20 protein-coding genes are annotated in these 22,306 nt (G+C 59.7%); 7 read left to right on the plus strand and 13 right to left on the minus strand.

What is annotated here, in order from left to right:
• Positions 1-39 precede the first annotated feature (39 nt).
• Genes ASD45_RS14895 through ASD45_RS14905 form a run of 3 tightly spaced genes read left to right on the plus strand, consistent with a single transcriptional unit; the run spans position 40 to position 2,377 of the window.
• Positions 40-666, plus strand: coding sequence for a glutathione S-transferase N-terminal domain-containing protein (locus ASD45_RS14895; RefSeq protein ID WP_056912198.1), 627 nt, complete (start codon positions 40-42; stop codon positions 664-666).
• 8 nt (positions 667-674) lie between these two features.
• Entirely contained in the window at positions 675-1,562 is an 888-nt protein-coding gene (locus ASD45_RS14900; protein ID WP_056912199.1) for an amidohydrolase family protein, read from the plus strand.
• Between the two features lie 14 nt (positions 1,563-1,576).
• Positions 1,577-2,377: an SDR family NAD(P)-dependent oxidoreductase gene (locus ASD45_RS14905; protein WP_056912200.1), complete on the plus strand. Its 801-nt coding sequence runs from the start codon at positions 1,577-1,579 to the stop codon at positions 2,375-2,377.
• A 3-nt stretch (positions 2,378-2,380) separates the two neighbouring features.
• Here ASD45_RS14905 and ASD45_RS14910 read toward each other — a convergent pair whose 3' ends face one another.
• The 9 genes from ASD45_RS14910 to cyoA form a co-directional block, all read right to left on the minus strand.
• A complete protein-coding gene (locus ASD45_RS14910) occupies positions 2,381-3,154 on the minus strand; it encodes a ferredoxin--NADP reductase (RefSeq protein ID WP_056912201.1) in 774 nt (257 codons plus the stop codon).
• 168 nt (positions 3,155-3,322) lie between these two features.
• Positions 3,323-3,718, minus strand: a complete 396-nt coding sequence (locus tag ASD45_RS14915) for a carboxymuconolactone decarboxylase family protein (protein ID WP_056912202.1) — start codon at positions 3,716-3,718, stop codon at positions 3,323-3,325.
• Between the two features lie 174 nt (positions 3,719-3,892).
• Complete coding sequence (locus ASD45_RS14920; RefSeq protein WP_056912203.1) at positions 3,893-4,426, minus strand: response regulator transcription factor; 534 nt, start codon at positions 4,424-4,426, stop codon at positions 3,893-3,895.
• Positions 4,416-5,717, minus strand: a complete 1,302-nt coding sequence (locus ASD45_RS14925; protein WP_244485378.1) for an ATP-binding protein — start codon at positions 5,715-5,717, stop codon at positions 4,416-4,418. Before ASD45_RS14925 ends, ASD45_RS14920 begins: the two co-directional genes overlap by 11 nt.
• A 65-nt stretch (positions 5,718-5,782) precedes the next feature.
• A complete protein-coding gene (locus ASD45_RS14930; RefSeq protein WP_244485381.1) occupies positions 5,783-6,526 on the minus strand; it encodes an SURF1 family protein in 744 nt (247 codons plus the stop codon).
• Positions 6,527-6,534: 8 nt separating this feature from the next.
• Positions 6,535-6,903, minus strand: coding sequence for a cytochrome o ubiquinol oxidase subunit IV (gene cyoD, locus ASD45_RS14935; protein ID WP_056912205.1), 369 nt, complete (start codon positions 6,901-6,903; stop codon positions 6,535-6,537).
• On the minus strand, positions 6,900-7,529 hold the full coding sequence (gene cyoC / locus ASD45_RS14940) for a cytochrome o ubiquinol oxidase subunit III (protein WP_056912206.1): 630 nt from the start codon (positions 7,527-7,529) through the stop codon (positions 6,900-6,902). Before cyoC ends, cyoD begins: the two co-directional genes overlap by 4 nt.
• Positions 7,526-9,538 carry a cytochrome o ubiquinol oxidase subunit I gene (cyoB, locus tag ASD45_RS14945; RefSeq protein ID WP_056912207.1) on the minus strand — a complete coding sequence of 671 codons (2,013 nt, stop codon included), beginning with the start codon at positions 9,536-9,538 and terminating at the stop codon, positions 7,526-7,528. The genes cyoC and cyoB overlap by 4 nt, the downstream gene beginning before the upstream one ends.
• A 7-nt stretch (positions 9,539-9,545) precedes the next feature.
• On the minus strand, positions 9,546-10,718 hold the full coding sequence (gene cyoA / locus ASD45_RS14950) for a ubiquinol oxidase subunit II (RefSeq protein WP_156380954.1): 1,173 nt from the start codon (positions 10,716-10,718) through the stop codon (positions 9,546-9,548).
• 156 nt (positions 10,719-10,874) lie between these two features.
• Between cyoA and ASD45_RS14955 the strand changes: the two genes are divergently transcribed.
• From ASD45_RS14955 to ASD45_RS14970, 4 genes are all read left to right on the plus strand, one after another.
• A complete protein-coding gene (locus ASD45_RS14955) occupies positions 10,875-12,200 on the plus strand; it encodes an MFS transporter (RefSeq protein WP_056912209.1) in 1,326 nt (441 codons plus the stop codon).
• Positions 12,201-12,457: 257 nt separating this feature from the next.
• Positions 12,458-13,696, plus strand: coding sequence for a tyrosine-type recombinase/integrase (locus ASD45_RS14960; protein ID WP_056912210.1), 1,239 nt, complete (start codon positions 12,458-12,460; stop codon positions 13,694-13,696).
• A gap of 68 nt (positions 13,697-13,764) precedes the next feature.
• On the plus strand, positions 13,765-14,412 hold the full coding sequence (locus ASD45_RS14965; RefSeq protein WP_056912211.1) for a hypothetical protein: 648 nt from the start codon (positions 13,765-13,767) through the stop codon (positions 14,410-14,412).
• Positions 14,413-14,622: 210 nt separating this feature from the next.
• On the plus strand, positions 14,623-19,464 hold the full coding sequence (locus tag ASD45_RS14970) for a hypothetical protein (protein WP_156380867.1): 4,842 nt from the start codon (positions 14,623-14,625) through the stop codon (positions 19,462-19,464).
• A 183-nt stretch (positions 19,465-19,647) separates the two neighbouring features.
• On the opposite strand, the gene ASD45_RS23555 is transcribed toward ASD45_RS14970, so the two are convergent.
• From ASD45_RS23555 to ASD45_RS14980, 4 genes are all read right to left on the minus strand, one after another.
• On the minus strand, positions 19,648-20,172 hold the full coding sequence (locus ASD45_RS23555) for a hypothetical protein (protein WP_156380868.1): 525 nt from the start codon (positions 20,170-20,172) through the stop codon (positions 19,648-19,650).
• 61 nt (positions 20,173-20,233) lie between these two features.
• Positions 20,234-20,602, minus strand: coding sequence for a hypothetical protein (locus ASD45_RS23560; RefSeq protein ID WP_156380869.1), 369 nt, complete (start codon positions 20,600-20,602; stop codon positions 20,234-20,236).
• Positions 20,571-21,287, minus strand: a complete 717-nt coding sequence (locus ASD45_RS23565) for a nucleotidyltransferase domain-containing protein (protein WP_156380870.1) — start codon at positions 21,285-21,287, stop codon at positions 20,571-20,573. Before ASD45_RS23565 ends, ASD45_RS23560 begins: the two co-directional genes overlap by 32 nt.
• Positions 21,284-22,174 (minus strand): pentapeptide repeat-containing protein, encoded by an 891-nt coding sequence (locus tag ASD45_RS14980; protein WP_082540859.1) that lies wholly within the window; start codon positions 22,172-22,174, stop codon positions 21,284-21,286. Before ASD45_RS14980 ends, ASD45_RS23565 begins: the two co-directional genes overlap by 4 nt.
• Positions 22,175-22,306 lie beyond the last annotated feature (132 nt).

The raw sequence follows: 22,306 nt of genomic DNA on the forward strand, positions 1-22,306 counted from the left end.
CGCCGCTACCTTCCTTCCCTCACCATGTCCTGACTATCAATGCTTCTTCCGACCGAGAAATTCGTCCTTCGCTCGACGTTGACATCGCCCTTCGGCCGCAAGGTTCGCATGGCGATCGACGTGCTCGGCCTCGCCTACCGCGTCAGCATCGTGCCGGCCGACACGCTGGATGAAGGCGATACACTGCGTGAGCAGAATCCGCTCGGCAAGCTGCCTTGCCTGTTACTCGCCGACGGTACAGCGATCTATGACAGCCGCGTCATCATCGAATTTCTTCAGGAGCTCACCGGCAGCAACAGGCTTGTGCCGGCGCGAGGCCTTGAGCGCTATCAGGTGCTGACACGCGCGGTGCTGGCCGACGGCATCACGGACGCGGGCTTGCTCATGGTGTATGAAGGTCGCTTCCGCCAGCCCGGCACTTTTTCCGAGCGCTGGCTTTCGCACCAGCGCGGCAAGATCGGACGCGCCCTTGCGATCTTTGAAAGCGCGCCGCCGCCGTCCGACAATACCGATATTGTCAGCATCGGCCTGACATGCGCGCTCGGTTATCTGGATTGGCGCAAGCCGATCGAATGGCGCGACCGGCACCCGCGGCTGGTGGCTTGGCTGGCCGCCTTCTCCGCGCACGAGCCGGCCGTCGGCCGCACAAGCGTTCCGACCGCGTGAGCGCCCCGATGCCGGACGGAACCGCAGCGGCGCCAACGCATAACCCCAACCCTCGCAAGCCGAAACTTACATTGCCGCGTGGCGCCTGCGACGCGCATTTCCATGTCGTCGGCCCCGGCGCCCGCTTCCCGTTTGCACCAGGCCGCAAGACCATTCCCGCCGACGCTCCGAAGGAAGCATTGTTCGCCCTGCATGATTTTCTCGGCATCGAGCGAGGCGTAATTGTCAACACCGCGATGCACGGCGCCGACAATGCCGTAACGCTTGACGCCCTCGCCGCCCGGCCCGGGCGCTATCGCGCCGAGGCGCTTGTACCGCTCGATATCACTGATTTCGAACTGAAGCGGCTCGGCGCCGCCGGCTTCTGCGGTGCGCGTTTTCATTACATGAACCATCTGGCGCATAGCGCGCCGATTAACGACGTCATCGCGTTCGCCAAGCGCCTGGCCGACATCGGCTGGCATCTGCAGATTCACATGGAGCCCGAACTCATCGGCGACTACGCCGCCGCGCTCCACCGCTCGCCGGTGCCCCTAATCGTCGATCACATGGGCCGCGTCGATGCCGCGCTCGGTCTGGCGCAACCCGCCTTCGAGAACCTGCTGCACCTGCTGGACGACCGCAATATCTGGGTGAAAGTCAGTGGCTGCGACCGCGCAAGCAAGACCGGCCCGCCTTATGCCGACGCCGTGCCGTTTGCGCGGAAGCTCGTGGCCGAGTTTGGCGACCGCGCCGTCTGGGGCACCGACTGGCCGCATCCCAACCACCAGCCACCGATCCCCGACGATGGCGAACTGGTCGATTTGCTTGCGGAGATCGCGCCGACGCCGCAGGCCTTGCAAGCGCTACTGGTGGACAATCCGCAGCGCTTCTACCACTTCGCGCCGCTCGAATAACCGAAGGAGCCACCATGGCCGGACGCTTGCAGGATCGTGTCGCGATCGTCACCGGCGCCGGATCGGTCGGGCCCGGCTGGGGCAATGGCCGCGCCATCTGCGTGCGCTTTGCCGAGGAAGGCGCCAAGATCTTTGCCGTCGACCGCAATATCGACGCCACCGCCGAGACGGTCGAACGCGTCAAGGCCGTCGGCGGCATCATCGAGGTCATGCAGTGCGACGTCACCGACAACGCCTCTGTCAAAGCCGTTGCCGATGCCTGCGTGACACGCTTCGGCCGCATCGACATTCTCGTCAACAATGTTGGCGGCTCGGCGGCCGGTGGACCGGTCGAGATGTCGGAAGAGGTGTGGGACGCGCAGATCGATTTCAATCTGAAGAGCGGGTTTCTCACCATGAAGCACGTGCTGCCGGTAATGGAAGCGCAGCAGCAAGGCGCCGTGGTCAATCTCGCCTCCACCTCGGGACTGCGCTATACCGGCGCGGCGCAGGTCGCCTATGCCGCTACCAAGGCCGGCGTCATCCAGATGTCGCGCGTCGTTGCCGTGCAATACGCCAAGAAAGGCATTCGGGTGAACACCGTGGTGCCCGGCCAGTTGCACACCCCGATGGTCGAGGGCCGACTGGCCAAACAGCGCGCGGGCGGCGATGTCGAAGCGCTGCTCAAGCAGCGGCTGGCGCGCATACCGATCGGCTTCATGGGTGATGGCCGCGACACCGCCAACGCGGCGCTCTATCTGGCCTCGGACGAAGCGCGCTTCGTCACCGGCACGGAGATCGTCGTCGACGGCGGCATGACCGCGCGCTGCGACTGAAGTTCAGCGCTCGACGAAGGCCTTTTCGATGACGAAATGGCCTGGCTCGTTGCTGCTGCCTTCGGCGAGACCGCGACCGTGGAAATTCGCGCGCAGTTCGGCAAGCATGCTCGGACTGCCGCAAAGCATCGCGCGATCCTGCGCAATATCGAGCGGCGCCTGGCCGATGTCGGCGAACAGCTTGCCGCTATCGATCAGATCGGTGATGCGGCCGCGGTTACGGAAGGGCTCGCGCGTCGCGGTCGGGTAATAAACAAGCTGGCTGCGGATGAGCTCGCCGAAGTTCTCATCGGCGCGCAACGTCTCGACCAGCTTCTCGCCGTAAGCGAGCTCGGCCACCTGACGACAGCCATGCACCAGAATGATTTGCTCGAAACGATCGTAGATGTCCGGGTCCTTGATCACACTGGCGAAGGGTGCCAGTCCCGTCCCGGTGGACAGCAGGAGCAGCCGGCGACCGGGCAGCAGATTGTCAGCGATCAGCGTGCCGGTGGCCTTGCGTCCGACCAGGACGGTGTCGCCCTCGCGGATGTTCTGCAGCCGCGAGGTCAGCGGCCCGTCCGGCACCTTGATGCTGAAGAATTCGAGGCGGTCTTCGTGGTTGGCGCTGGCCATACTGTAGGCGCGCAGCAAGGGACGGCCGTCGACTTCCATCCCCATCATCGTGAACTGGCCGGAAACAAAGCGGAACCCGGGATCGCGGGTGGTGGTGAAGCTGAAGAGCGAGTCGGTCCAGTGGCGAACCGACAGCACTTGTTCCTTGTTGAAGGCGGTCATTCCAAGTCCGACTCAGAGGAGGATCAATCAGGCGCCGGAACCATATCCGAATGAAATGCTGCGATGCAACATTGGGGCGAACCGATCCTGCGCATCGGACGCACGCGCCTTTGCATGCCTTACCCCAGGAGCCACGGCTCCAGATGATGGCCGCCCCCTACCCCAGCACTACTTTTCGAAGGCCGGTTCGATCGGCACCCGGTAGCCATTCACCAGGCGGTTGGTCTCGTTGGCCATGCCGACCACGGCCATCAGCTCGCCGAACATTTCCGGGGTCATGCCTGCCTTTTCCGCCGCAGCGCCATGACTGGCGATGCAATATCCGCAACCATTGGTGACGCTGACGGCGACGTAGAGCATTTCCTTGACCAGCGGATCGAGCGCACCCGGAGCCATGATCTCCTTGACGCTTTCCCAGGTCCGCTTCAGCGTCTTCGGGTCGTTGGCGAGGTACTTCCAGAAATTGTTGACGTCAGGGACGTTGCGCGAGGTCTTGATGTCGTCGAACACCGCGCGCACCTCCGGCGAGGCGTTCGCATATTCGATGGGCTTCGGTTTGCTCATTATTCAGTTTCCTTATGCCTTCTGGTCCCTCGGCTCGACTACCGGAGGCCGGCCGCAACCTCAGGGTGAACTGATATCGCTCCGGATGATATTGCACGTTGATATAGCGGCAGCGGCGCCAAACGCGGCGGGCAGGACTATTTCAACACTCCGGCTGTCCAGAATCCAGCCGGCTCACTTCACTGGTCGCTTTTCCAGCTTTCGAGCCAGTGTTCGCCGGTGCATTCCGAGCCGACGCGCTGTTTCCGAAATATTGAAGTCGGTATCGACGAGCGTCTGGTGGATCCGCTCCCATTCGAGCGTCTTGATGGAAGTTGGCCGCTCGATCACCGTTACGTCGGCGCGCCCAGCCGCCTTGTGGAAAGCCGCCTCGATGTCGTCAGTACTCGAGGGCTTGGCGAGATAATGGCAGGCGCCCAGCTTGATCGCCTCGACCGCCGTCGTGATGCTGGCAAATCCAGTCAGAACGACGATCAGCATATCGGGATCGAAGGCATGCAAGGTCTCGACACAGGCAAGGCCCGAGGCGCTCGCCAGCTTGAGATCGACGACGGCATAACCCGGCGCCTGATCCTTCAGAAGCTCCTTGAGGTCGTCGAGGCCGGTCGCCATCAATACGCCGTAGCCACGCCGCTCGAATGATCGCCGCAGGGTCCGCGCAAAGCCTTCGTCGTCTTCGACGACGACAAGGAGTCGGTCACTTTCCACGGCTGCCCCCGATCTCGAGCGCCTTGAGCGGCAAGGTGACAGTCACGGTCGCACCGCCGCCAAAGCGGTTGCGCGCCCGAATTTCGCCGCCGAGCTTGCGCACGACATTGACGACGAGGAATAGCCCAAGCCCGCCGCCCGGCCGCCCCTTGCTCGAATTATAGGGCTTGCCGATATCGGCGAGCATTTCCTGCGGAAAGCCCGCGCCGTCATCGTTGACGCTGAGCACGAGCGCATCGCCTTCACGCGTGGCCACCAACTCGATGCGTTGGGGCGACGCTTCAATCGCATTATCGAGAATGTTGAAAACCACTTGCTTGAGCACGGCGTCGGACACAATCGCAACGTTATCGCCGAAGCGATTGTCGAAGGCCAGCGCCGGCCCAGCGCGCGCCGCACGCCATTCGTCGACCAGCTCCGAGAGGAATGCGTTGACGGTGGTCGGCACCGAACCTTCTCCGCGCGTTTCGCCGGCCGACAGCAGAATCCCCGTGACGATGCTCTTGCAGCGGCGCAGCGAAGCTTCCATTTCGGCAATGTCGTCGGCGATGTCTGGATTCGATGTCAGCGCCGGCATACGCCGCCAGTCGCTGACGATAACGGACAATGAGCCGAGCGGCGTTCCGAGTTCGTGAGCGGCACCGGAGGCCAACAGACCCATGCGAACGATGTGTTCTTCCTCGGCAGCGTGCTGACGCAAGGCCGCCAGTCTCGAGTCACGTTCGCGCAGGTTCCGATTGATACGCGTGACGAACACAACGACGAGCACGGCGTCCAGCACAAAACCGATAAACATGCCAACGGTGTAAAGACGGAACGCGTGATCGGCACCGAAAGCAGCCAGATCGAGCGGCCGATGGGACGTCGCCAGCCCGGCGAGGCACGCACCGGTCAACGCAACCAACGACCAGCTCGATCGCGAGTTGAGGAGCACGGCGCCGAGGGTGACCTGCAGCAGATAGAGTGAAGTGAACGGGTTGGTTGTGCCGCCGCTCAGATAAAGTTGCGCGGTCAACGCCGCGACATCGAACGTCATGGCGATGAAGAGTTCGCGATTGCTGACGTCCTTGCGCCGCCGGATACGAAGGATGCTTCCGAGATTGAGCAGCACAAGGCCACCGATCACCCCCAGCATCGGCAGCAGCGGCAGGGGAACATCGAGGCCGTGGCGAACGAAGCCGATGGTGGCGATCTGCCCCAGCACCGCGGTCCAGCGCAGCTGTACCAGCAGCGCCATGTTCTTGCGGTTAGTGGTCGCTTCCGCCGCGGGGGCGACGCGACGCTGCGGCATTGCCGTCGCAGGGACGGCATCCGACGTTCCGCTTGATGTCCGATCGAGCATCCAAGGCACCGCGCTCAAGGCAGACGGCCTGACAAGTCCGCAATAAGGAGAGGTCTACCACAGCCATTTAGGCGGTGTTTTCGAGATCGCCACTCTTGTTTTGCGAGGTAGCACGTCCAGCCCGCCAGCATGGCCGCCAGCCCAAACCAGGTTAGGGCGTAGATCAGGTGGTTATTCGGAAACGACACGACCGTGAGACCGCCGGCCGGTCCGCCAACCGCGCTAGCGTCTGCGTCGATGAAAAACGGCGCGACGTCGGTCAGATCGCGGGCTGAGGCGATGGCCCGCACGTCCCGGGAGAACCAGCGGTCAGCCGCCGGATCGTTCGAGCGCAGGAAGGCGCCGCCCGGTTCCGTCACGCGCAGCAACCCCGTCACGTCGACGTTTCCCGCCGGCAGGCCGATGCCGCCACGGCGATCGGCGGGAACGAAGCCGCGATTGACGAGAACGATAGCGCCGCCTGTGGTTCGCAGCGGCGTCAGCACCCAAAAACCGCCACCGAGGGCGGTGACGGCCTTCACGAAAGTGTCTTTGTGGGCGATGAACCGGCCACGCACGCGAACATGCCGGTAGGCGTCGTCCTGAGCATTAACCGACGGCCATTGTTGCGGCGCCGGGATCGCCCCCGGCGCCGCGTGGATGCGACGGTCGACTTTATCGATGAGGTCCAGCTTCCAGGCGCGCCGCTCAACCTGCCATATGCCGAGCGACAGAAAGACCGCAATGCCCGCGAGCGACAGCCCCGACCACACGATCAACCTTCGGTTCACGGCAACTGCCTCATGTCGTGCACCGGCATCATGTTGACGTTGAGGTGGTACATGACCCAGAGCGAACCGCTCAGCGCGATGCCAAGAACGACCAGCGTGAAAATCAGCGCCAGCATGCTCCAGCCCTCTTCGGCGCTAGAGGTCATGTGCAGGAAGTAGATCATGTGCACGACGATCTGAACGCCGGCGAAAATCATGACCACGATCGCCGTCGCGGTCTTGTTGCCGATGACGCCGCTCATCACCAGCCAGAAGGGAATGGCGGTCAGGATCACCGACAGGACGAAACCGGTCAGATAACCGCGCAACGAAATGTGGACGCCACCGTGCTCGTCATGGTGCGCCGTGTGCGGATTCGCGCTCATCGCAGCATCCCCAGAAGATAAACGAAGGTGAAAACGCCGATCCAGACGACGTCGAGGAAGTGCCAGAACATGCTCAGGCACATCACACGGCGGCGGTTGGCGGAGGTCAGACCCTTGATGCCGATCTGCACCACGAGCGTGAACAGCCAGACCAGGCCGAAGGTGACGTGCAGGCCGTGCGTGCCGACCAGTGTGAAGAACGACGACAGGAAGGCACTGCGCTGCGGCGTCGCGCCTTCGTGGATCATGTGCGAGAACTCGTAGAGTTCGATGCCGATGAAGCACATGCCGAACACGGCGGTGACGAGCAGCCAGAACTGCGTGCCGAACACCTTTCCCTGCTGCATCTGCAGCATACCGAAGCCGTAGGTAATCGACGACATCAGCAGCATGCCGGTGTTCACGGCGACCAGCGACAGATCGAACAGATCCTTCGGCGCCGGCCCGGCGGCATAGTTGCCGCCGAGCACGCCGAAAGTGGCGAACAGGATCGCGAAGATGAGGCAATCGCTCATCAGGTAGATCCAGAAGCCGAGCATGGTGCTGTGCCCCTCGGCATGGGCATGTTCGTCGGCCAGGTAAAATACCGGCTCGGCGGCCAGCGGCGTCGCGACGGGGGCGGTCATGCATGGGCTCCCGGCGCCGCCAGGGCGCGGCTGCGCGCCGCCTCGACGCCCGCCACGTGGTCGGCCGGAATGTCGAAGTCGCGGTGATAGTTGAAGGTGTGGCCGATGGCGACCGCGAGTATGGCGACGAAGCTCGCCGCCGCCAGCCACCACATGTACCAGATCAGCCCGAAGCCCATCGCGGTGGCGAGGCCGGCGAGGATGATCCCGGTGCCGGTGTTGCTCGGCATGTGGATCGGCTTGAAGCCGCCAAGCGGCCGTTCATAGCCGCGCCGTTTCATGTCGTGCCAGGCATCGAGCTCGTGCACCACCGGCGTGAAGGCGAAGTTGTAGTCAGGCGGCGGCGACGACGTCGCCCACTCCAGCGTCCGGCCCTGCCAGGGATCGCCGGTCACGTCGCGCAGCGCCTCGCGGTTACGGATGCTGACGTAGATCTGCACGAGGAAAGAGCCGATGCCGAGCAGGATCAGGAAGGCGCCGAAGGCGGCAATGATGAACCAAATCTGCAGCGACGGATCGTCGAACACGCGCAGCCGCCGCGTCACGCCCATCAGGCCGAGCGCGTAGAGTGGCATGAAGGCGAAGTAGAAGCCGACGACCCAGAACCAGAACGATAGCTTGCCCCAGAACGGATCGAGCTTGAAGCCGAAGGCCTTGGGGAACCAGTAGGCGATACCGGCGAACATGCCGAACAGCACGCCGCCGATGATGACGTTGTGGAAGTGCGCCACCAGGAACAGCGAATTGTGCAGCACGAAATCGGCTGGCGGCACCGCGAGCAGCACGCCGGTCATGCCGCCGATGACGAAAGTGAGCATGAACGCCAGCGTCCACATCATCGGCAGGTCGAAGCGGATGCGGCCGCGATACATCGTGAACAGCCAATTGAAGATCTTGGCGCCCGTCGGAATCGAAATGATCATCGTCGTGATGCCGAAGAATGAATTGACGCTCGCGCCCGAACCCATCGTGAAGAAATGGTGCAGCCAGACGAGATAGGACAGAATGGTGATGACGACGGTGGCGTAGACCATCGACGTATAGCCGAACAGCTTCTTGCCCGAGAACGTCGAGGTTACTTCGGAGAAGATGCCGAAGGCCGGCAGGATGAGGATGTAGACCTCCGGGTGGCCCCAGATCCAGATGAGGTTGACGTACATCATCGGATTGCCGCCGAAGTCGTTGGTGAAGAAGTTGGTGCCGACATAGCGATCGAGCGACAGCAGCGCGAGCACTGCCGTCAGCACCGGAAACGACGCGACGATCAGCACGTTGGTGCACAGCGCGGTCCAGGTAAACACCGGCATCTTCATCATCGTCATGCCGGGGGCGCGCATCTTCACGATCGTGCAGATCAGGTTGATGCCGGACAATGTCGTGCCGACACCGGCGACCTGCAGCGCCCATATGTAATAATCGACACCGACATCCGGGCTGTAGCCGATGTTCGAAAGCGGCGGATAGGCAAGCCACCCGGTCCGGGCGAATTCGCCAACGAACAGTGACATCATCACCAGCACCGCGCCGCCGACGGTCATCCAGAAGCTGAAATTGTTGAGGAACGGGAATGACACGTCGCGCGCGCCAATCTGCAGCGGCACGACATAGTTCATCAGGCCCGTCACCATCGGCATCGCCACGAAGAAGATCATGATGACGCCGTGGGCGGTGAACACCTGATCGTAGTGGTGTGCCGTCAGATAACCTTCCGAACCGTTGAATGCGATGGCCTGCTGCAGGCGCATCATGATCGCGTCGGAGAAGCCGCGCAGAAGCATAATAATGCCGAGCACCATGTACATGATGCCGATGCGCTTATGGTCCACCGTGGTGAACCACTCCTTCCAGAGATAACCCCAGAGGCGGAAATAGGTCAGCACACCGAGGAGTGCGGCGCCGCCGAGCGCGACGACGATGAAAGTGACGACGACGATCGGCTCGTGCAGCGGCAGCGATTCGAGGGTCAGACGGCCAAACACGGCCTTCACCAGATCGATGTGATCGAACATGTTCTGCTCAGGAGTTCTTTTCAAGTCGGGGGATGAGATAGGTTGCGCGTTCGAGCGGCGGCAGGCTGACCCGAGCAAGGTCGGGTTTGGGCAAGCCTGCGCCGACCACCGGCCCGCTCGGTAGCCGGGGCTTTGCGTCCTGCGGACCTTCGCCCCCTAACTCGGCAATGTCGCAAATGCCGGCGACGTAAGCTGGGCCGGGACCGAACACGGTGCCGCGGCGCGCCTGTTTGTCGTAGGTCAGCGGCATGGTGTTGTTGATGCCGGCCATTCCGAGGCCGCCCTTGGCGTCGATCGCCATCATTTCGCTCATGCACATCTTGCCCGGCTCGACGCACATATTGAGGATGGCTCGGTAGAGATCGGGATCAACCTTGGCGAAGCTGCGCGCCGGGACGTTCTCGCTCGGCCGCTCGAGCTGCATATAGGCCTCGCGCGAGAGGTCCCCGCCGCCGGACTTGGCCTTGGCGACCCACGCGTCGAAGCCGCGTTTGTCGAGTCCGTGGAAGGTGAAGCGCATGCCGGAGAAGCCGGCACCGCTGTAATTCGCTGAGAAGCCCTCGAATGTACCGGGCTCGTTGATCACGGCGTGGAGCTTGGTCTCCATGCCGGCCATCGCGTAAATCTGTCCGGCCAAAGCCGGAATGTAGAACGAGTTCATCACCGTCGCGGACGTGATGCGGAAACTGATTGGCCGGTCGACCGGCGCGGCCAGATCGTTCACCGTCGCGATGCCGTATTCGGGATAGATGAACAGCCATTTCCAATCGAGCGCGACGACATTCACCACCAATGGCGCCGTCTTCGCCGGGACGGGTTGGTTGGACGACACCCGATCAAGGCTGCGATAGGGATCGAGCAGGTGCGTCCCCATCCAGGTCAGCGCGCCGAGGCAGATGATGATGAGGAGCGGCGCGGCCCAGATCACGAGTTCGAGTTGCGTCGAGTGATCCCAGTCCGGATCGTAGTCGGCGGCGGCATTTGAATGGCGATAGCGCCACGCGAAGAAGATGGTCAGCGCCATCACCGGCACGATGATGAGGAGCATCAGGATGGTCGAAATCGTAACAAGGTCAGCCTGCTGGCTGGCGACGTCGCCGGCCGGCCTGAGCACCACGAAGTTGCAGCCGCTTAAAAAAGCGGCGAGCGGTAACACGACCAACGATTTGAGATTTCGCACCATGACCTGCGCGCCTTCTTGCGGTAGCGCATGCCGTAGCTGCGGTGCAGCACGAGGCACATTGGACAATTTGTCCAATGCCGCATCGCAGCAAAATCGCTGAATACGCCCTTGGAAGCGCGTTTCAGCGCGCAGGTAATCCGAAAGTCTAAGGCGATGGCACAGACGGTAACGGCCGCGGAACGGGACGCGAGGCAACTACACGCACGCCATACCGGGGCGACCCCAACTGACATTGCGGTCGGCGTGGTGATCGGTCGGACCTCGGAATTTTTCGACTTCTTCGTCTATGCGATCGCTTCCGTCATCGTCTTTCCGCGTCTTGTGTTCCCGCATGCCGATCCGTTGACAGGAACGCTGTATTCGTTCGGCGTTTTCGCGCTGGCGTTCATTGCGCGACCGTTTGGCACCGTGATTTTCACGGCCATCGATCGGCGGCATGGCAGAGCGGTCAAGCTGACGCTGGCGCTGTTTCTGCTCGGCACCTCGACGGTCGCCATCGCCTTCCTGCCCGGTTACGACACGATCGGCGCCGCGGCCATCTGGCTGTTGGCGTTGGCGCGCGTTGCTCAGGGCGTGGCGTGGGGGGGCGCGTGGGACGGCCTGGCATCCCTGCTTGCGATCAATGCCCCGCCGGACAAGCGCGGCTGGTATGCGATGCTTCCGCAACTTGGCGCGCCGCTCGGTCTGATTGTCGCGAGTGTGTTGTTTGGGTTCTTTGCCGGGCGTCTGTCGGCCGACGACTTCTTCAGCTGGGGCTGGCGCTATCCGTTCTTCGTGGCTTTCGCCATCAATGTGGTCGCCCTGTTTGCGCGCCTGCGCATGGTGGCGACGCCCGAATACGCTTATCTCTTCGAAAGCCAGGATCTCGAACCATCGCCGATTGTCGAGACCATTCGTCACGAGGGCCGCGACATCCTGGTCGGCGCCTTCGCGCCGCTTGCGAGTTTCGCGCTGTTCCACATGGTGACGGTGTTTCCGCTGTCCTGGATCTTTTTGTTCACCAAAGAGGGCCCGGCGCGGTTTCTGATCATCGAGGCCATCGGCGCCGTATTCGGCGTCGGCGCCATCGTGGCCTCGGGCGTCATTTCCGATCGCATCGGCCGGCACAAATTGCTGCTCGGCTCTGCCATCGCGATTGCCGCGTACAGCGGCTTCGCACCTCAACTGCTTGACCGCGGGGTTGCGGGCGAAGCGACCTACATGATCCTGGGCTTCGTGCTGCTCGGACTGTCCTTCGGGCAATCGTCAGGGGCGGCCGCGGCGCAGTTCGCCAATGCGTATCGCTACACGGCGTCGTCCCTGACAGCCGATCTCGCATGGCTGTTCGGCGCAGGCTTCGCGCCGTTGGCGGCACTCGTCCTCGCCGGTAATTTCGGCCTGATATCGGCAGGCGCCTATCTGTTGTCCGGCGCTGTATGCACCTTGATCGCACTCGTCGTACTCGGGCGCGCCGGCACGGCCGCCAAAGATCAGTTCTGACCTGCGCAGGGAAATACGGAAGCTGAGGAATCTGCCTCCCCCGCCCTTCACGCGCAGCAACGCCCCGGCTGACGCCGTCGAAACGCGAGACTTGGCAGATCAAAGGAGAGACGGGCGTGGCGCTCCCTAGGGGACGGGACGCCAGCGGTCCTAACTGGCCATAAACCATTATATCTATTAGTTTTTTTATGCCGCTAGAGATGCCGCTAAGATGCGCCGCTAGCAACTGCCGCTAACTTGCTCCCGGAAGGCCCTTCATGACCAGGAAAGTGGACTACCTATTTTTGCGGAAGGGCTCTCAAAATTGGCATCTTAAGCTCCAGTATCCGGGCGATCTCGGCCAGAAGATCGGGCGCAAACGAATTGAGAAATCTCTCGGCACACCTGACCGTGCCCAAGCCGAGATACTTGCCCTCCCCTACATCCAAGAACACAAGATGCACCTACTGCATGGGCACAAGGACTTTCGGATCGTCTGGAAGCATCGGTTCGAACCGGGACGTCAGCACGTCGGTCCCGCCGGCGAGCGCATCATCGCGACCGATCGAGAGCTGATCTATCTTGATCCTCAAGGAGTGATCACGAAGAGAGCTCCTAACGGCGATCACTTCATACCCGTTCCGCCGTTGCTGGAACAGAAGGCCGCAGTGCGGCGTGAGCAACTGCGCCGCCGGGGCGTGAGGAATTCCGATGATTCGATCATCGATACGTATCTAAAACATGCAAACGTGACCGGCTATAACGAGCGGGAGGCTCGTGCTGTTTGGTCCCTCTATAAGGAGCTCACAAATGGCAAACCCCTTCGGGAGGCCACGAGGGAGGATGGACGGAAGATCGTCCAATACTTTGAGGACAACGGATTAAAAAGCGCGACAATTCAGAAAAAAGTTGGCTGGTTGAATGCCGCGATCAATCTAGCGATCGGAGAGACAAAGCTATCATTCAACCCATTTTCAGCGATCGTTCCGAAACGCACGGACAGCGAAAGACGCCTCCCTCTCAGCGAAGCTGACATGAAGTTGGTCAGGGCCGGCATGGAGCAACTGGATCGCCGCGATCAACTGTTGCTACGCTTTCTGGCAACCACGGGGGCTCGGCTGTCGGAAGCATTTGAAATCGAGAGCGAACTGATGGAAAGAGGGTGCCGTTATGTCATTATCGGAAGAAAAACACCGCAATCGCATCGCCGCGTACCGCTCCCTGCCGCGGTTCTCCCATTCCTTCCGCGTCAGATCGATGGTCAACAATTCCAAGGTACTGCAAGGTCAGCGTCAAAGCGCTTGAACCGATTCTTAGATGACATCGGGATCACCGACCCTCGGAAGGTAATTCACTCTCTTCGTCATCGGGCTCAGGACAGATTAAGGGCCGCAGGATGCCCGATAGACTACCGTTGGGCCCTGTTGGGACACGAGGAGAAGACGGTAGCCGAGGGCTATGGCCTGGGTTTTCCTGTGCCCGCGCTCAAGCGCTGGATCGACAAAATCGGCTTTTAATCTCTCTGAACGCCCAAACTAACTCTATTGCACCACTCACGCGTAACTCGTCGACTATCGAAGGCCCCATGAGCGACCTCAAACAATTTGCGGAAGGCACCTTCAAGGCCGCCCAAAGTCCCTCGGCGTGGCTGATGAGCGCCGAAAGGCTGCGGGATGGCGCTGAGGCCATCTTCACGCATGAACAGCCCTATGAGCTTGCCTACCTCCGAGCCCACGACGTGGCGACCAAGGAGGCGGTCGCGATGGCCTACAGCGAGGGAAAGGACGCGGGTATCGTCGAGATAAAGGCGCGAACGCCGAACTACCCGGCGGCGCAACTCCTTTACGCCTATGCCCTTGAAAACTTGCTCAAGGGCATCATGGTTTCAAACGACCCTACCCTCGTTTCCGGGGGCAAGCTGAACCCCAAATTACAGACGCATGATCTGGTGAAGCTAGCCAAGGCCGCGGGCTTTACACTCCACGCGCAAGAGATTCCAATTGCTGAGGCGCTGGCGAAGCTCTCGGTGTGGGCTGGCCGCTATCCTGTCGCGCTCTTTCAGAACAGCTTCGTCACCGCGCCCAATGCGGATGCGCTGCTCGACTATGGCTCACAGCACCCGACGTTGCGTGACCTCTTTGACCGATGCCACGCCGCCCTTGCCTCACAGCTCACCAAGCCGTTTTCGACGCGCTTTGATTCCATCGTCGTATTCCGCCAACCCGGTACCTGACCGCTCTTTCGGTCTCGGTTGCAAATCAAACCGGACGAGGCCCGCGCCAATGAGTGGGGACAATCCGTTAAGGCCAACGTGAAACGGCGCACGTCTAACACCTTGACGGACAGCGCCTACAAGCCTGCTTTCTGCACGATGGAGGCCTAACCTTGGGCTGAGACTTCAGGCTCGGCTGCTTTGCGCCTACACCCGGTCTAGCGAAGCGGGATGCGTCCAAACTTCAAGGTTGAATTACATCCGATCCTTTTGCAACGTGTTCCCATGCTAGGTCCTGACATCGACTTTTCCAAAATTCGGGCGCACCGCGGTTCTCAAGATCGTGGGTTCGAAGAGCTTTGTACGCAGCTCGCGTTCCTAGAGCCCCGAGCGACAGGAGCCGAATTCTTCCGTAAAGGCACAGGGGCCGATGCGGGTATCGAGTGCTTCGTCAAAGACCGCAGCGGGACGGAGACAGGTTGGCAAGCGAAATTTTTCTTCTCGTTTCAGAGTTCACAGGTCCAGCAACTCGACGAATCAATTCAGCAGGCGCTCTCGAAGCACCCGGCCCTCACGAAATTCGTCGTTTGCCTTCCGTTCAATTTGAAGGACGCGAGGCGTTCGAAGAAGCACAAGACCGAATGGGATCGGTGGCGGGAATGGGTTACTCATTGGAAAGCCGAGGCTCGCAAGAAATACAAGCGAACACTGAACATTGAACTGTGGGATGCGGCAGGCTTGACCGAACGGCTGAGCCGCCGCGATGCGCGCTACGAAGGGCGCATCACCTTCTGGTTCGATGAGGCTGTGCTGACGCAGGGCTGGTTTAGGCAAAGGTTCGAAGTCGCCAGAGCAGGCTTAGGCGAACGCTATACCCCCGAGACCAATGTCGAACTCCCCATCCGCAAGAGCGTCCTCGCCTTCTGCCGCGATCCGTTCCTGAACAATTTTCTCGAAGGATGGAACGGAAAGATTGACGAGCACGCCACGGACACCATTGACGCCTTTCGCAGGCTTAAGGATACGGACCTAGATGCTGTCGCTGCGGACCTTGATACGAAGGCCGATGCATTGCTGGCACTGTTGGCGCGGTGCTCCCCAGACCCGGGCACAACTATCCCGGTTGATGATCTGGTATCGCGAGGAGCCGCACTTCTCCGGTCCGCCTCGACCGCCTCTTCCGCTATATGGAAATACAAAGCGCAGGACAAGGAAAGCGATGCCGTTCGATCCGCCGAATATTATGCACGCCAGCTTTACAGCAAGCTACATGACTTTCTCGATGAGCTGTCGGGTGAGAACTGGGCGATAGCCAACACAAGGGAGCTGCTTCTTTACGGCGATGCGGGTGTGGGAAAATCGCATCTTTTGGCGGATGCCACGAGTCACCAAGTCGAGCGCGGCAGGCCAGCACTTCTTGTTCTTGGCGGCACCTTGCGCGACGCCGATCCTTGGACCCAGATTATTGAGCAATTGGGCCTTCAAGGCATTTCGACGGACCGCCTTTTGGCAGCACTTGATGCGGCTGGTCAGGCCGCCGGGTGCCGCGCCGTGGTATTTATCGACGCGATCAACGAGCGCCACGGCATCGACCTCTGGTCCACGCGGCTCGCTCCTTTTCTCAAATCGATCGGGCCATTTCCGCATGTCGGCATCGTCGTGTCGTGCCGGACGACCTACCTTCCGCACATTGTGGATGCAAATAGCGAGCTGAAGAAGCTTCACCGCATTGAACATACGGGCTTTGCGGGCAACGCGGCGGCCGCCAACTATTACCTCGACGTTCGCGGCATCATCCGCATGTCCGCTCCAAGCTTCGTCCCCGAGTTCAACAACCCTCTATTCCTCAAGACATGCTGCGATTTTGTCATCCTGTCGGGGCAGAAGGAGATTCCACGAAGCTTGCGCGGCATCGTCTCGATCTTCGAGTTTTACAGCGACGCGGTGGCACGGTCGATCCAGCACCGGATGAAGCTCGATCCTTCGCAAAAGATTGTCAGACGCGCCTTGGCTGCCCTGGCCGAAGCGTTTGAAGCAGGCGAACGAGGCTACACGGAGCTGGTAACCGCTATCGCCGCGATGGAGGCAATACTCCCTTCAAGTGGCCTCGAAGAACGCAGCTTGCTCCGCCAGCTAGAAAGCGAGGCCGTTATAACCGTAGAGCCCGTACAGGACGATGACGGCACGCTCGTCGAGCAAGTGCGGTTCACCTTCGAGCGGTTCAGCGACTACCGCATCGCCAGCCGCCTGCTTGAGCGGCATTTCGACAAAGCCGATCCCGCCGCGTCGTTCTCCGCCGGGACACAACTCCGCGCTTATATTGAGGACGACAAGGCCTACGCGCGCGCGGGCGTCATCGAAGCGATGAGCGCGCTTGTTCCCGAACTGTCGGGGGTCGAGTTACAGGATGCCGTTGGAGCCACCAAGAGAGCTACCTACCTTCTGCACGAGGCTCTGCTCACGAGTGTTCTCTGGCGCAATCAGAAACATTTCACGCAGCGCACTCTTGATTTGTTGACGGATGCCTCCCGCGTCTCCGGCGAGAACGAGGTTCTCAACACCCTAATCGCCATCGCCACGGAGCCAGACAATCAATTCAACGCCCATTACCTCCATGGCAGGCTCTGGAAGCTTTCGATGCCGGATCGTGACAAAGCGTGGACCACGTATCTCATCGATCGTCAGAGCGACGAAAGCAGCGCACTTGGAACGCTCACGTCTTGGGCTCTTCAGAACGGGTTGGGCAACATCGAGGAAGGCCGGGCGGAGTTAGCCGCCATATGCCTTAGCTGGGCCTTTACGACCACAGTGCGTTCCGTACGCGACCGGGCGACGAAGGCCCTCGCCTCCTTGCTTTCCGTTCGCCTACATCTTGCCGCAACGCTGGTGAACCGGTTTGCCGGTGTGAATGATCTGTATGTGCTGGAACGTGTACTTGCCGGTGCCTACGGGGCAGCCTTGCAAGGCCTGACAACGGACGGTTTAGCGACGCTGGCGTCCGCTGCTTTCGAGGCCATCTTCGCCGTTGACCCTCCGGTGCAGCATCTCCTGATCCGCGATTACGCACGCGGGATTGTCGAGCTTGCCGCTCAAAAGGGTGTGCTTCCGCCCGAGATAGATCTTGCGAAAGCACGGCCACCCTATAAGAGCCCATGGCCTATCGAAGAGGTCCCCGAAGCGCTAATCGAAACTTACAAGCAGGACTATGGAAAGGGCGTCTTTAGCGACGAGATCGTCAGCTCAACGGTCAATGATGGCGATTTCGCTCGCTACATCATCGACCGTGCCGTGGATGACTGGAGCGCCTTCCCGATTTCTCTGGCCGGCTTTACGAAGGAGGACCTTTTCAAGCGGTGGAGCGATAAATGCCTTTCGGTTGGCGATGAAGCCGCGGCCTCTCTTGCGGCGTTGATGGATACCGCAATCGAATTGAAGACACTGGAGCCGAGCGATCCTTTTGCCCGCCTGCGCGTAGTCTTTGTCTCGCCTGACGATGACCCTCAGGAGAAAGAAGAAGACACGCGATCCCCCGAGTTGCGCGCCGCCGAAGAAAAGCGGGACAAGATTGAGGACCGCCTGCGCTCCCTGGTCGGTGAAGAGCTGTGGGCGGACTACGACCAACAAGCGCGCCCCTACCTGTTTGGCGCGAGCCGCGAGGGCGGATGGTGGCCGCCGCGCTTTGATACGCAGCATGCACGGCGATGGGTGTGCAAGCACGCCCACGAACTCGGATGGACGCCTGAGCGTTTTGGCGATTTCGAGCGCAATTTGCGATCCGACCATAGCCGGACCAATCACAGCATTGAGCGAATCGGCAAAAAGTACCAGTGGATCGCACTCTACGAGCTTCTGGCACGCATCGCCGATAATCAGATGTTCATCAACGGATACGGTGACGATCCGAGGACCTACAACGGTCCCTGGCAAATCGGGCTGCGTGACATCGATCCATCGTTACTGGCCTCTTCAACGAAAGACGATTCATGGCGGCAATGGGAACCGCGCTGGTGGATGCCGCTCGACCTGACACTGCGCTCCATTAGCCCCGCCTCGCGGTTGCGCTGGCTCAACGGCCCAGACGATTTCTTAAGAGACGAACAATTGATTGATGTCGCCGATCCAAAGACGGGCCGGAAATGGACTGTTTTGAATGAAGTCGTGGCCTGGCACCAATGGGCTGTGAATGACGGCGACCGCGTACTCGAACGCACGGCTTGGTTTCGGTTGCAATGCGTGATCGTCAAAGCCGAGGACCGCGACAAGCTTATCAAATTGCTATTGGGGAAGCTTGTCACGGACGAGCATGATCTTCCGTATTTCTCTCTTCCGTGGACATCATTCGTCGGCGAGTATCCCTGGCACCCGCTTTTTGAGGAGGCCGAACGGTCGTCGCTATTTACGCTACCGCCTACAGCAAAGCCCGTTATGGCTTCGTACAGAGTGGAGACGGGCGGTTACGATTACTCGATCGAAGAGTCTTTCTCACTCGACTTGCCGAGCCCGGAACTGATCAAGGGTCTGGACTTGCACCTTTCGAATGGACGCAAGCTTTCCTATGAAGACACCTCTGGGACGGTTCGATTCTTCGACCCTTCCGTGGAAGAAGAAGGGCCGAGCGCCGCGTTGGTCGATGCCGAAGCCTTTGACGCCTATCTTAAACGCGAAGGAATGGCCGCCGTGTGGGCCATCGGCGGAATGAAGAGCGTGCATGCCGGAAGCCGTAACCGCGAAGGTTGGGGCGGTGAGCGCCTCTATTCAACGCTGCTTTGGCGCGAAAAGGGTTCTTTCGAACGTGGGGATCATACCGAATACCGTCGGCCCAGCACGAACCAGCTAAGAGCTTTCTTGGCCGGAGAGACCCCAGAAGAGATCGCCCTGATCATGGCCGCTCAGGCGAAGGACGCGGGCGACGATTTCGTGCCGGTCAAGCGCGACAAGGCGGCGAAAATCGCCTCAAGACCTCCGCTTCGCGCCCCTAAGGCTACCTCAAAAATGACGAAAAAGACCGCGAACGGCAAATCTGCCCCGAAAGCACTTGTCCGTAAAAAGAGAGCAAGGAAGAAACGCCTTTAAGGTCGCATTCTAAGCCAGGAAGCTTTCGCTCTTGGCGGACGAGTGCGAGTCGACGCTAATCCGGCGACGTCCAATTTACTCTGCATATAATCGGGGTTCATCTCTCGCGAGCAGAAGTTGTTAAGGCTGGTGGTCCTTGACCTGCCTCTTGAGTTTCTACATCGATATTTCGGACTTTAAATATCAGGTTCGATAATTGAGCGGAGGAGTATCACCAAACGTGCCCATGTACGCTTCAATTAACATTGTTTCAACGGTCCGAAACGCTCGCCCGGTATAAAGCAACGCCACAGCAAGCTTCTCTTGTGGAAAGTCCAAAGTCGGAATACGGCGGAGTGAAATTATAGCGTCGTGGGTAGGACGCCGCACTCGCATCTGGTTTAAACGTTCGTGCAGCCTGCCGGCGCAGCCGATGTAGAGCGTCCCTGACAGGTCTTGTTTGCAAACTCGGTTCAGTAAAGCCGGCTCGTTGAGCTTCCCAGGCGCGGCAAGGCCTATTAGGCGATAAACACCACGAAAGTCGTGAAACTCTCCACTAAAGTAGCCCGCAGACAGGAGATAGTGATGCCATCGAAGCTCTGAGCAAATTTTCTCCCAGGGAGGCAGCCGATTTAGAGGTATGCGTTGAAAGCTATCGCCTTCTTTCGCAGCGCTCACGGCATCCCAATACTCTTCAAGCTGACTGACTGTGATGCGTTCGTTTGACATTCATTGTCCTACCCGTACCAAACTATTAACTTCAGTTCCGGTCGGAATATGAACCTTTTGTTCAAGCACGAGCGACCAGCCCCCTCCGTCGGGCCTCAGCCGCGCTTGCACGTTCTAGAGCCTTTGCGAGCAATGCGCGAAGATCGTCGATAGACTCTGGACCCCATTTACCATCACGATGGAAGACATCACGGCTGTGATCAGCGATCAATTCGGCACGGATGGAAATCTCAAAAAGCAGGTCTCGGATCGGCTCCACTACCTCGTGGCCTACGCACGAGCTTGCACGAGTTTGCCAGGCATCGATCGCGGCTGCGGTCATGCCAGCGAGTGGCGCGACTTCTCCAAATGCTTCGTTGATGTGCGTTAGGAACTCGCGCTCAAGATCCACTCGTTTCTCAAAGCGCGTGCGTCGTGTTCGGCCGTCCATTCACTTCCCTCCTAAGTAAACATTCCAGCTCATCCAACCAAGGATCAAGCCTAGCGAACACGTTGACTATGAAGGCTGCCGTAACAATCGCGGGAGGCTGATGTCCTCGTTGGCTCGCCATCCTACAGTGCATCGCCGCGTCAAACTCTTCAACTGAGACCGGGCAAGGCCGAATGCTTCGCAGATGAAATACCGAATACCTAGAAAAATCAGGACGATCACAAAGCCGCCATGAGGCGGCCATAGCGATGTTGCGCAGGCACACATATACCAAACCGGCCTCATAGGCCGCATTCATGGCGCTGCGCTGCACCTGCGCAGGTATGCTGGAGAGAATAGCGCGAAACGAGCGGACATCCTGGAGACAATCCTTATAAACCGCCGGTTCACCCAAAGACGGCAGGAAGCGCGTTGGATCGAACAACGGCAGGGTCTCTCGGTATAAATGCCAAGAAAAAAGCTCGCCATTGCGAAACATTTCAGCGACACGCAGAGCACCATACCAAGAAATAGAAGGCTTTAGATGAGAATACTGTTGCGGCACAAATCTTAGCACCTCACTTTCATCCACCTTGCCCCTGTTGTTTTTAACAACAGCGAGGATATCAAGGTCGCTCAGGATATCGGCATGTCCTCGCCCGACAGAGCCAAATATATACGCGGCGATGAGCCTACCCGAGCTCATCGATGTGAAATCGATTTGTAGAGAATCGAAATAAATAGACCAATATAGACATACCTCATAATGACCGCGACAACATCAACGAACTCGAATCCCTTAAAAGTTCCGTCGGGCGATACATCGAGGAACCGCCGGAAGACGTAAACGATTACATCGACGCCGCGATGTGTATCATTCCAACCGATGCGCGGCATGACGCTCCAAAAATTGACAAACCCAAGGAGTACGAGGATCGTGAGGCAACTGATGAGCAGGCGCCAAGGCTTTTCACCATGCCCCCAGACTAAGCCGCTGATCTTAAGGCCGAGCAGCTTCATGCCCGCCTCGACCTTTGCCCATAAAGTTGAATACTTATTGCGATAGTACGTATCGAAGGCGCACATCGCGTAGGAATAATGGCGTTCAGTCGCGCTGATCTCTTGCAAGACCAGATATCCGATACTGTCGTGGTCACCGACCTCGATTGCGTTGGCTTTTAAATTTTGAAGGCTCTCCCGTCGAATATTAGGCGCAGCTGGGAGAGAGGCGACGATCTCCCTCACCTCGACGACGCTTTTGTGAAAATGCGCGTATTGCAATTCACATCCATAAAAATTAGCACTTTTGAAATTACAGTCGTCGAAGCGAACGCCATCGAACATGCAATTAACGAAGCGTGCATCGCGAAAATACCCGCGCTTGAAATTCGAATAGCGAAAATCGCAGTTCTCGAAAACAGTCTTTAGAGCATTTAGATCATTGATCTCCTTGCCTCGCCAGGTTGCTCCAATGACCTTGCGGCGCGATAAAGTGATGCGCTCAATGCGAGGGGGCGCCGGGATTTCTTCACCGCGCAGAACCGGAGGTTCTTCTGCGCGAGGGCTTGGCGGGAGGTCTGCATCGTCACTCATTGAAGGGCCCCACCCCTTTGTTCGACGCGCAACCCGCGCGGCCTCTGCATCACATTCCTTCGGCCCGAAGCCGTGACCGTTATGGACCGCTTGTCGAGAACTTGCGGAGCTTATCCGTTGGGCAACCTATTT

The sequence above is a fragment of the Pseudolabrys sp. Root1462 genome, assembly GCF_001426945.1.
Lineage (GTDB): Bacteria > Pseudomonadota > Alphaproteobacteria > Rhizobiales > Xanthobacteraceae > Pseudolabrys.

Excerpts from the sequence above, each read along its gene's own strand:
- ASD45_RS14895 (WP_056912198.1), top strand. The coding sequence starts at position 40 with ATGCTTCTTCCGACCGAGAAATTCGTCCTTCGCTCGACGTTGACATCG.
- ASD45_RS14900 (WP_056912199.1), top strand. The coding sequence starts at position 675 with ATGCCGGACGGAACCGCAGCGGCGCCAACGCATAACCCCAACCCTCGC.
- ASD45_RS14905 (WP_056912200.1), top strand. The coding sequence starts at position 1,577 with ATGGCCGGACGCTTGCAGGATCGTGTCGCGATCGTCACCGGCGCCGGA.
- ASD45_RS14910 (WP_056912201.1), bottom strand. The coding sequence starts at position 3,154 with ATGACCGCCTTCAACAAGGAACAAGTGCTGTCGGTTCGCCACTGGACC.
- ASD45_RS14915 (WP_056912202.1), bottom strand. The coding sequence starts at position 3,718 with ATGAGCAAACCGAAGCCCATCGAATATGCGAACGCCTCGCCGGAGGTG.
- ASD45_RS14925 (WP_244485378.1), bottom strand. The coding sequence starts at position 5,717 with ATGCCGCAGCGTCGCGTCGCCCCCGCGGCGGAAGCGACCACTAACCGC.
- cyoD (WP_056912205.1), bottom strand. The coding sequence starts at position 6,903 with ATGAGCGCGAATCCGCACACGGCGCACCATGACGAGCACGGTGGCGTC.
- cyoC (WP_056912206.1), bottom strand. The coding sequence starts at position 7,529 with ATGACCGCCCCCGTCGCGACGCCGCTGGCCGCCGAGCCGGTATTTTAC.
- cyoB (WP_056912207.1), bottom strand. The coding sequence starts at position 9,538 with ATGTTCGATCACATCGATCTGGTGAAGGCCGTGTTTGGCCGTCTGACC.
- ASD45_RS14955 (WP_056912209.1), top strand. The coding sequence starts at position 10,875 with ATGGCACAGACGGTAACGGCCGCGGAACGGGACGCGAGGCAACTACAC.
- ASD45_RS14960 (WP_056912210.1), top strand. The coding sequence starts at position 12,458 with ATGACCAGGAAAGTGGACTACCTATTTTTGCGGAAGGGCTCTCAAAAT.
- ASD45_RS14965 (WP_056912211.1), top strand. The coding sequence starts at position 13,765 with ATGAGCGACCTCAAACAATTTGCGGAAGGCACCTTCAAGGCCGCCCAA.
- ASD45_RS14970 (WP_156380867.1), top strand. The coding sequence starts at position 14,623 with ATGCGTCCAAACTTCAAGGTTGAATTACATCCGATCCTTTTGCAACGT.
- ASD45_RS23555 (WP_156380868.1), bottom strand. The coding sequence starts at position 20,172 with ATGTCAAACGAACGCATCACAGTCAGTCAGCTTGAAGAGTATTGGGAT.
- ASD45_RS23560 (WP_156380869.1), bottom strand. The coding sequence starts at position 20,602 with ATGGACGGCCGAACACGACGCACGCGCTTTGAGAAACGAGTGGATCTT.
- ASD45_RS23565 (WP_156380870.1), bottom strand. The coding sequence starts at position 21,287 with ATGAGCTCGGGTAGGCTCATCGCCGCGTATATATTTGGCTCTGTCGGG.
- ASD45_RS14980 (WP_082540859.1), bottom strand. The coding sequence starts at position 22,174 with ATGAGTGACGATGCAGACCTCCCGCCAAGCCCTCGCGCAGAAGAACCT.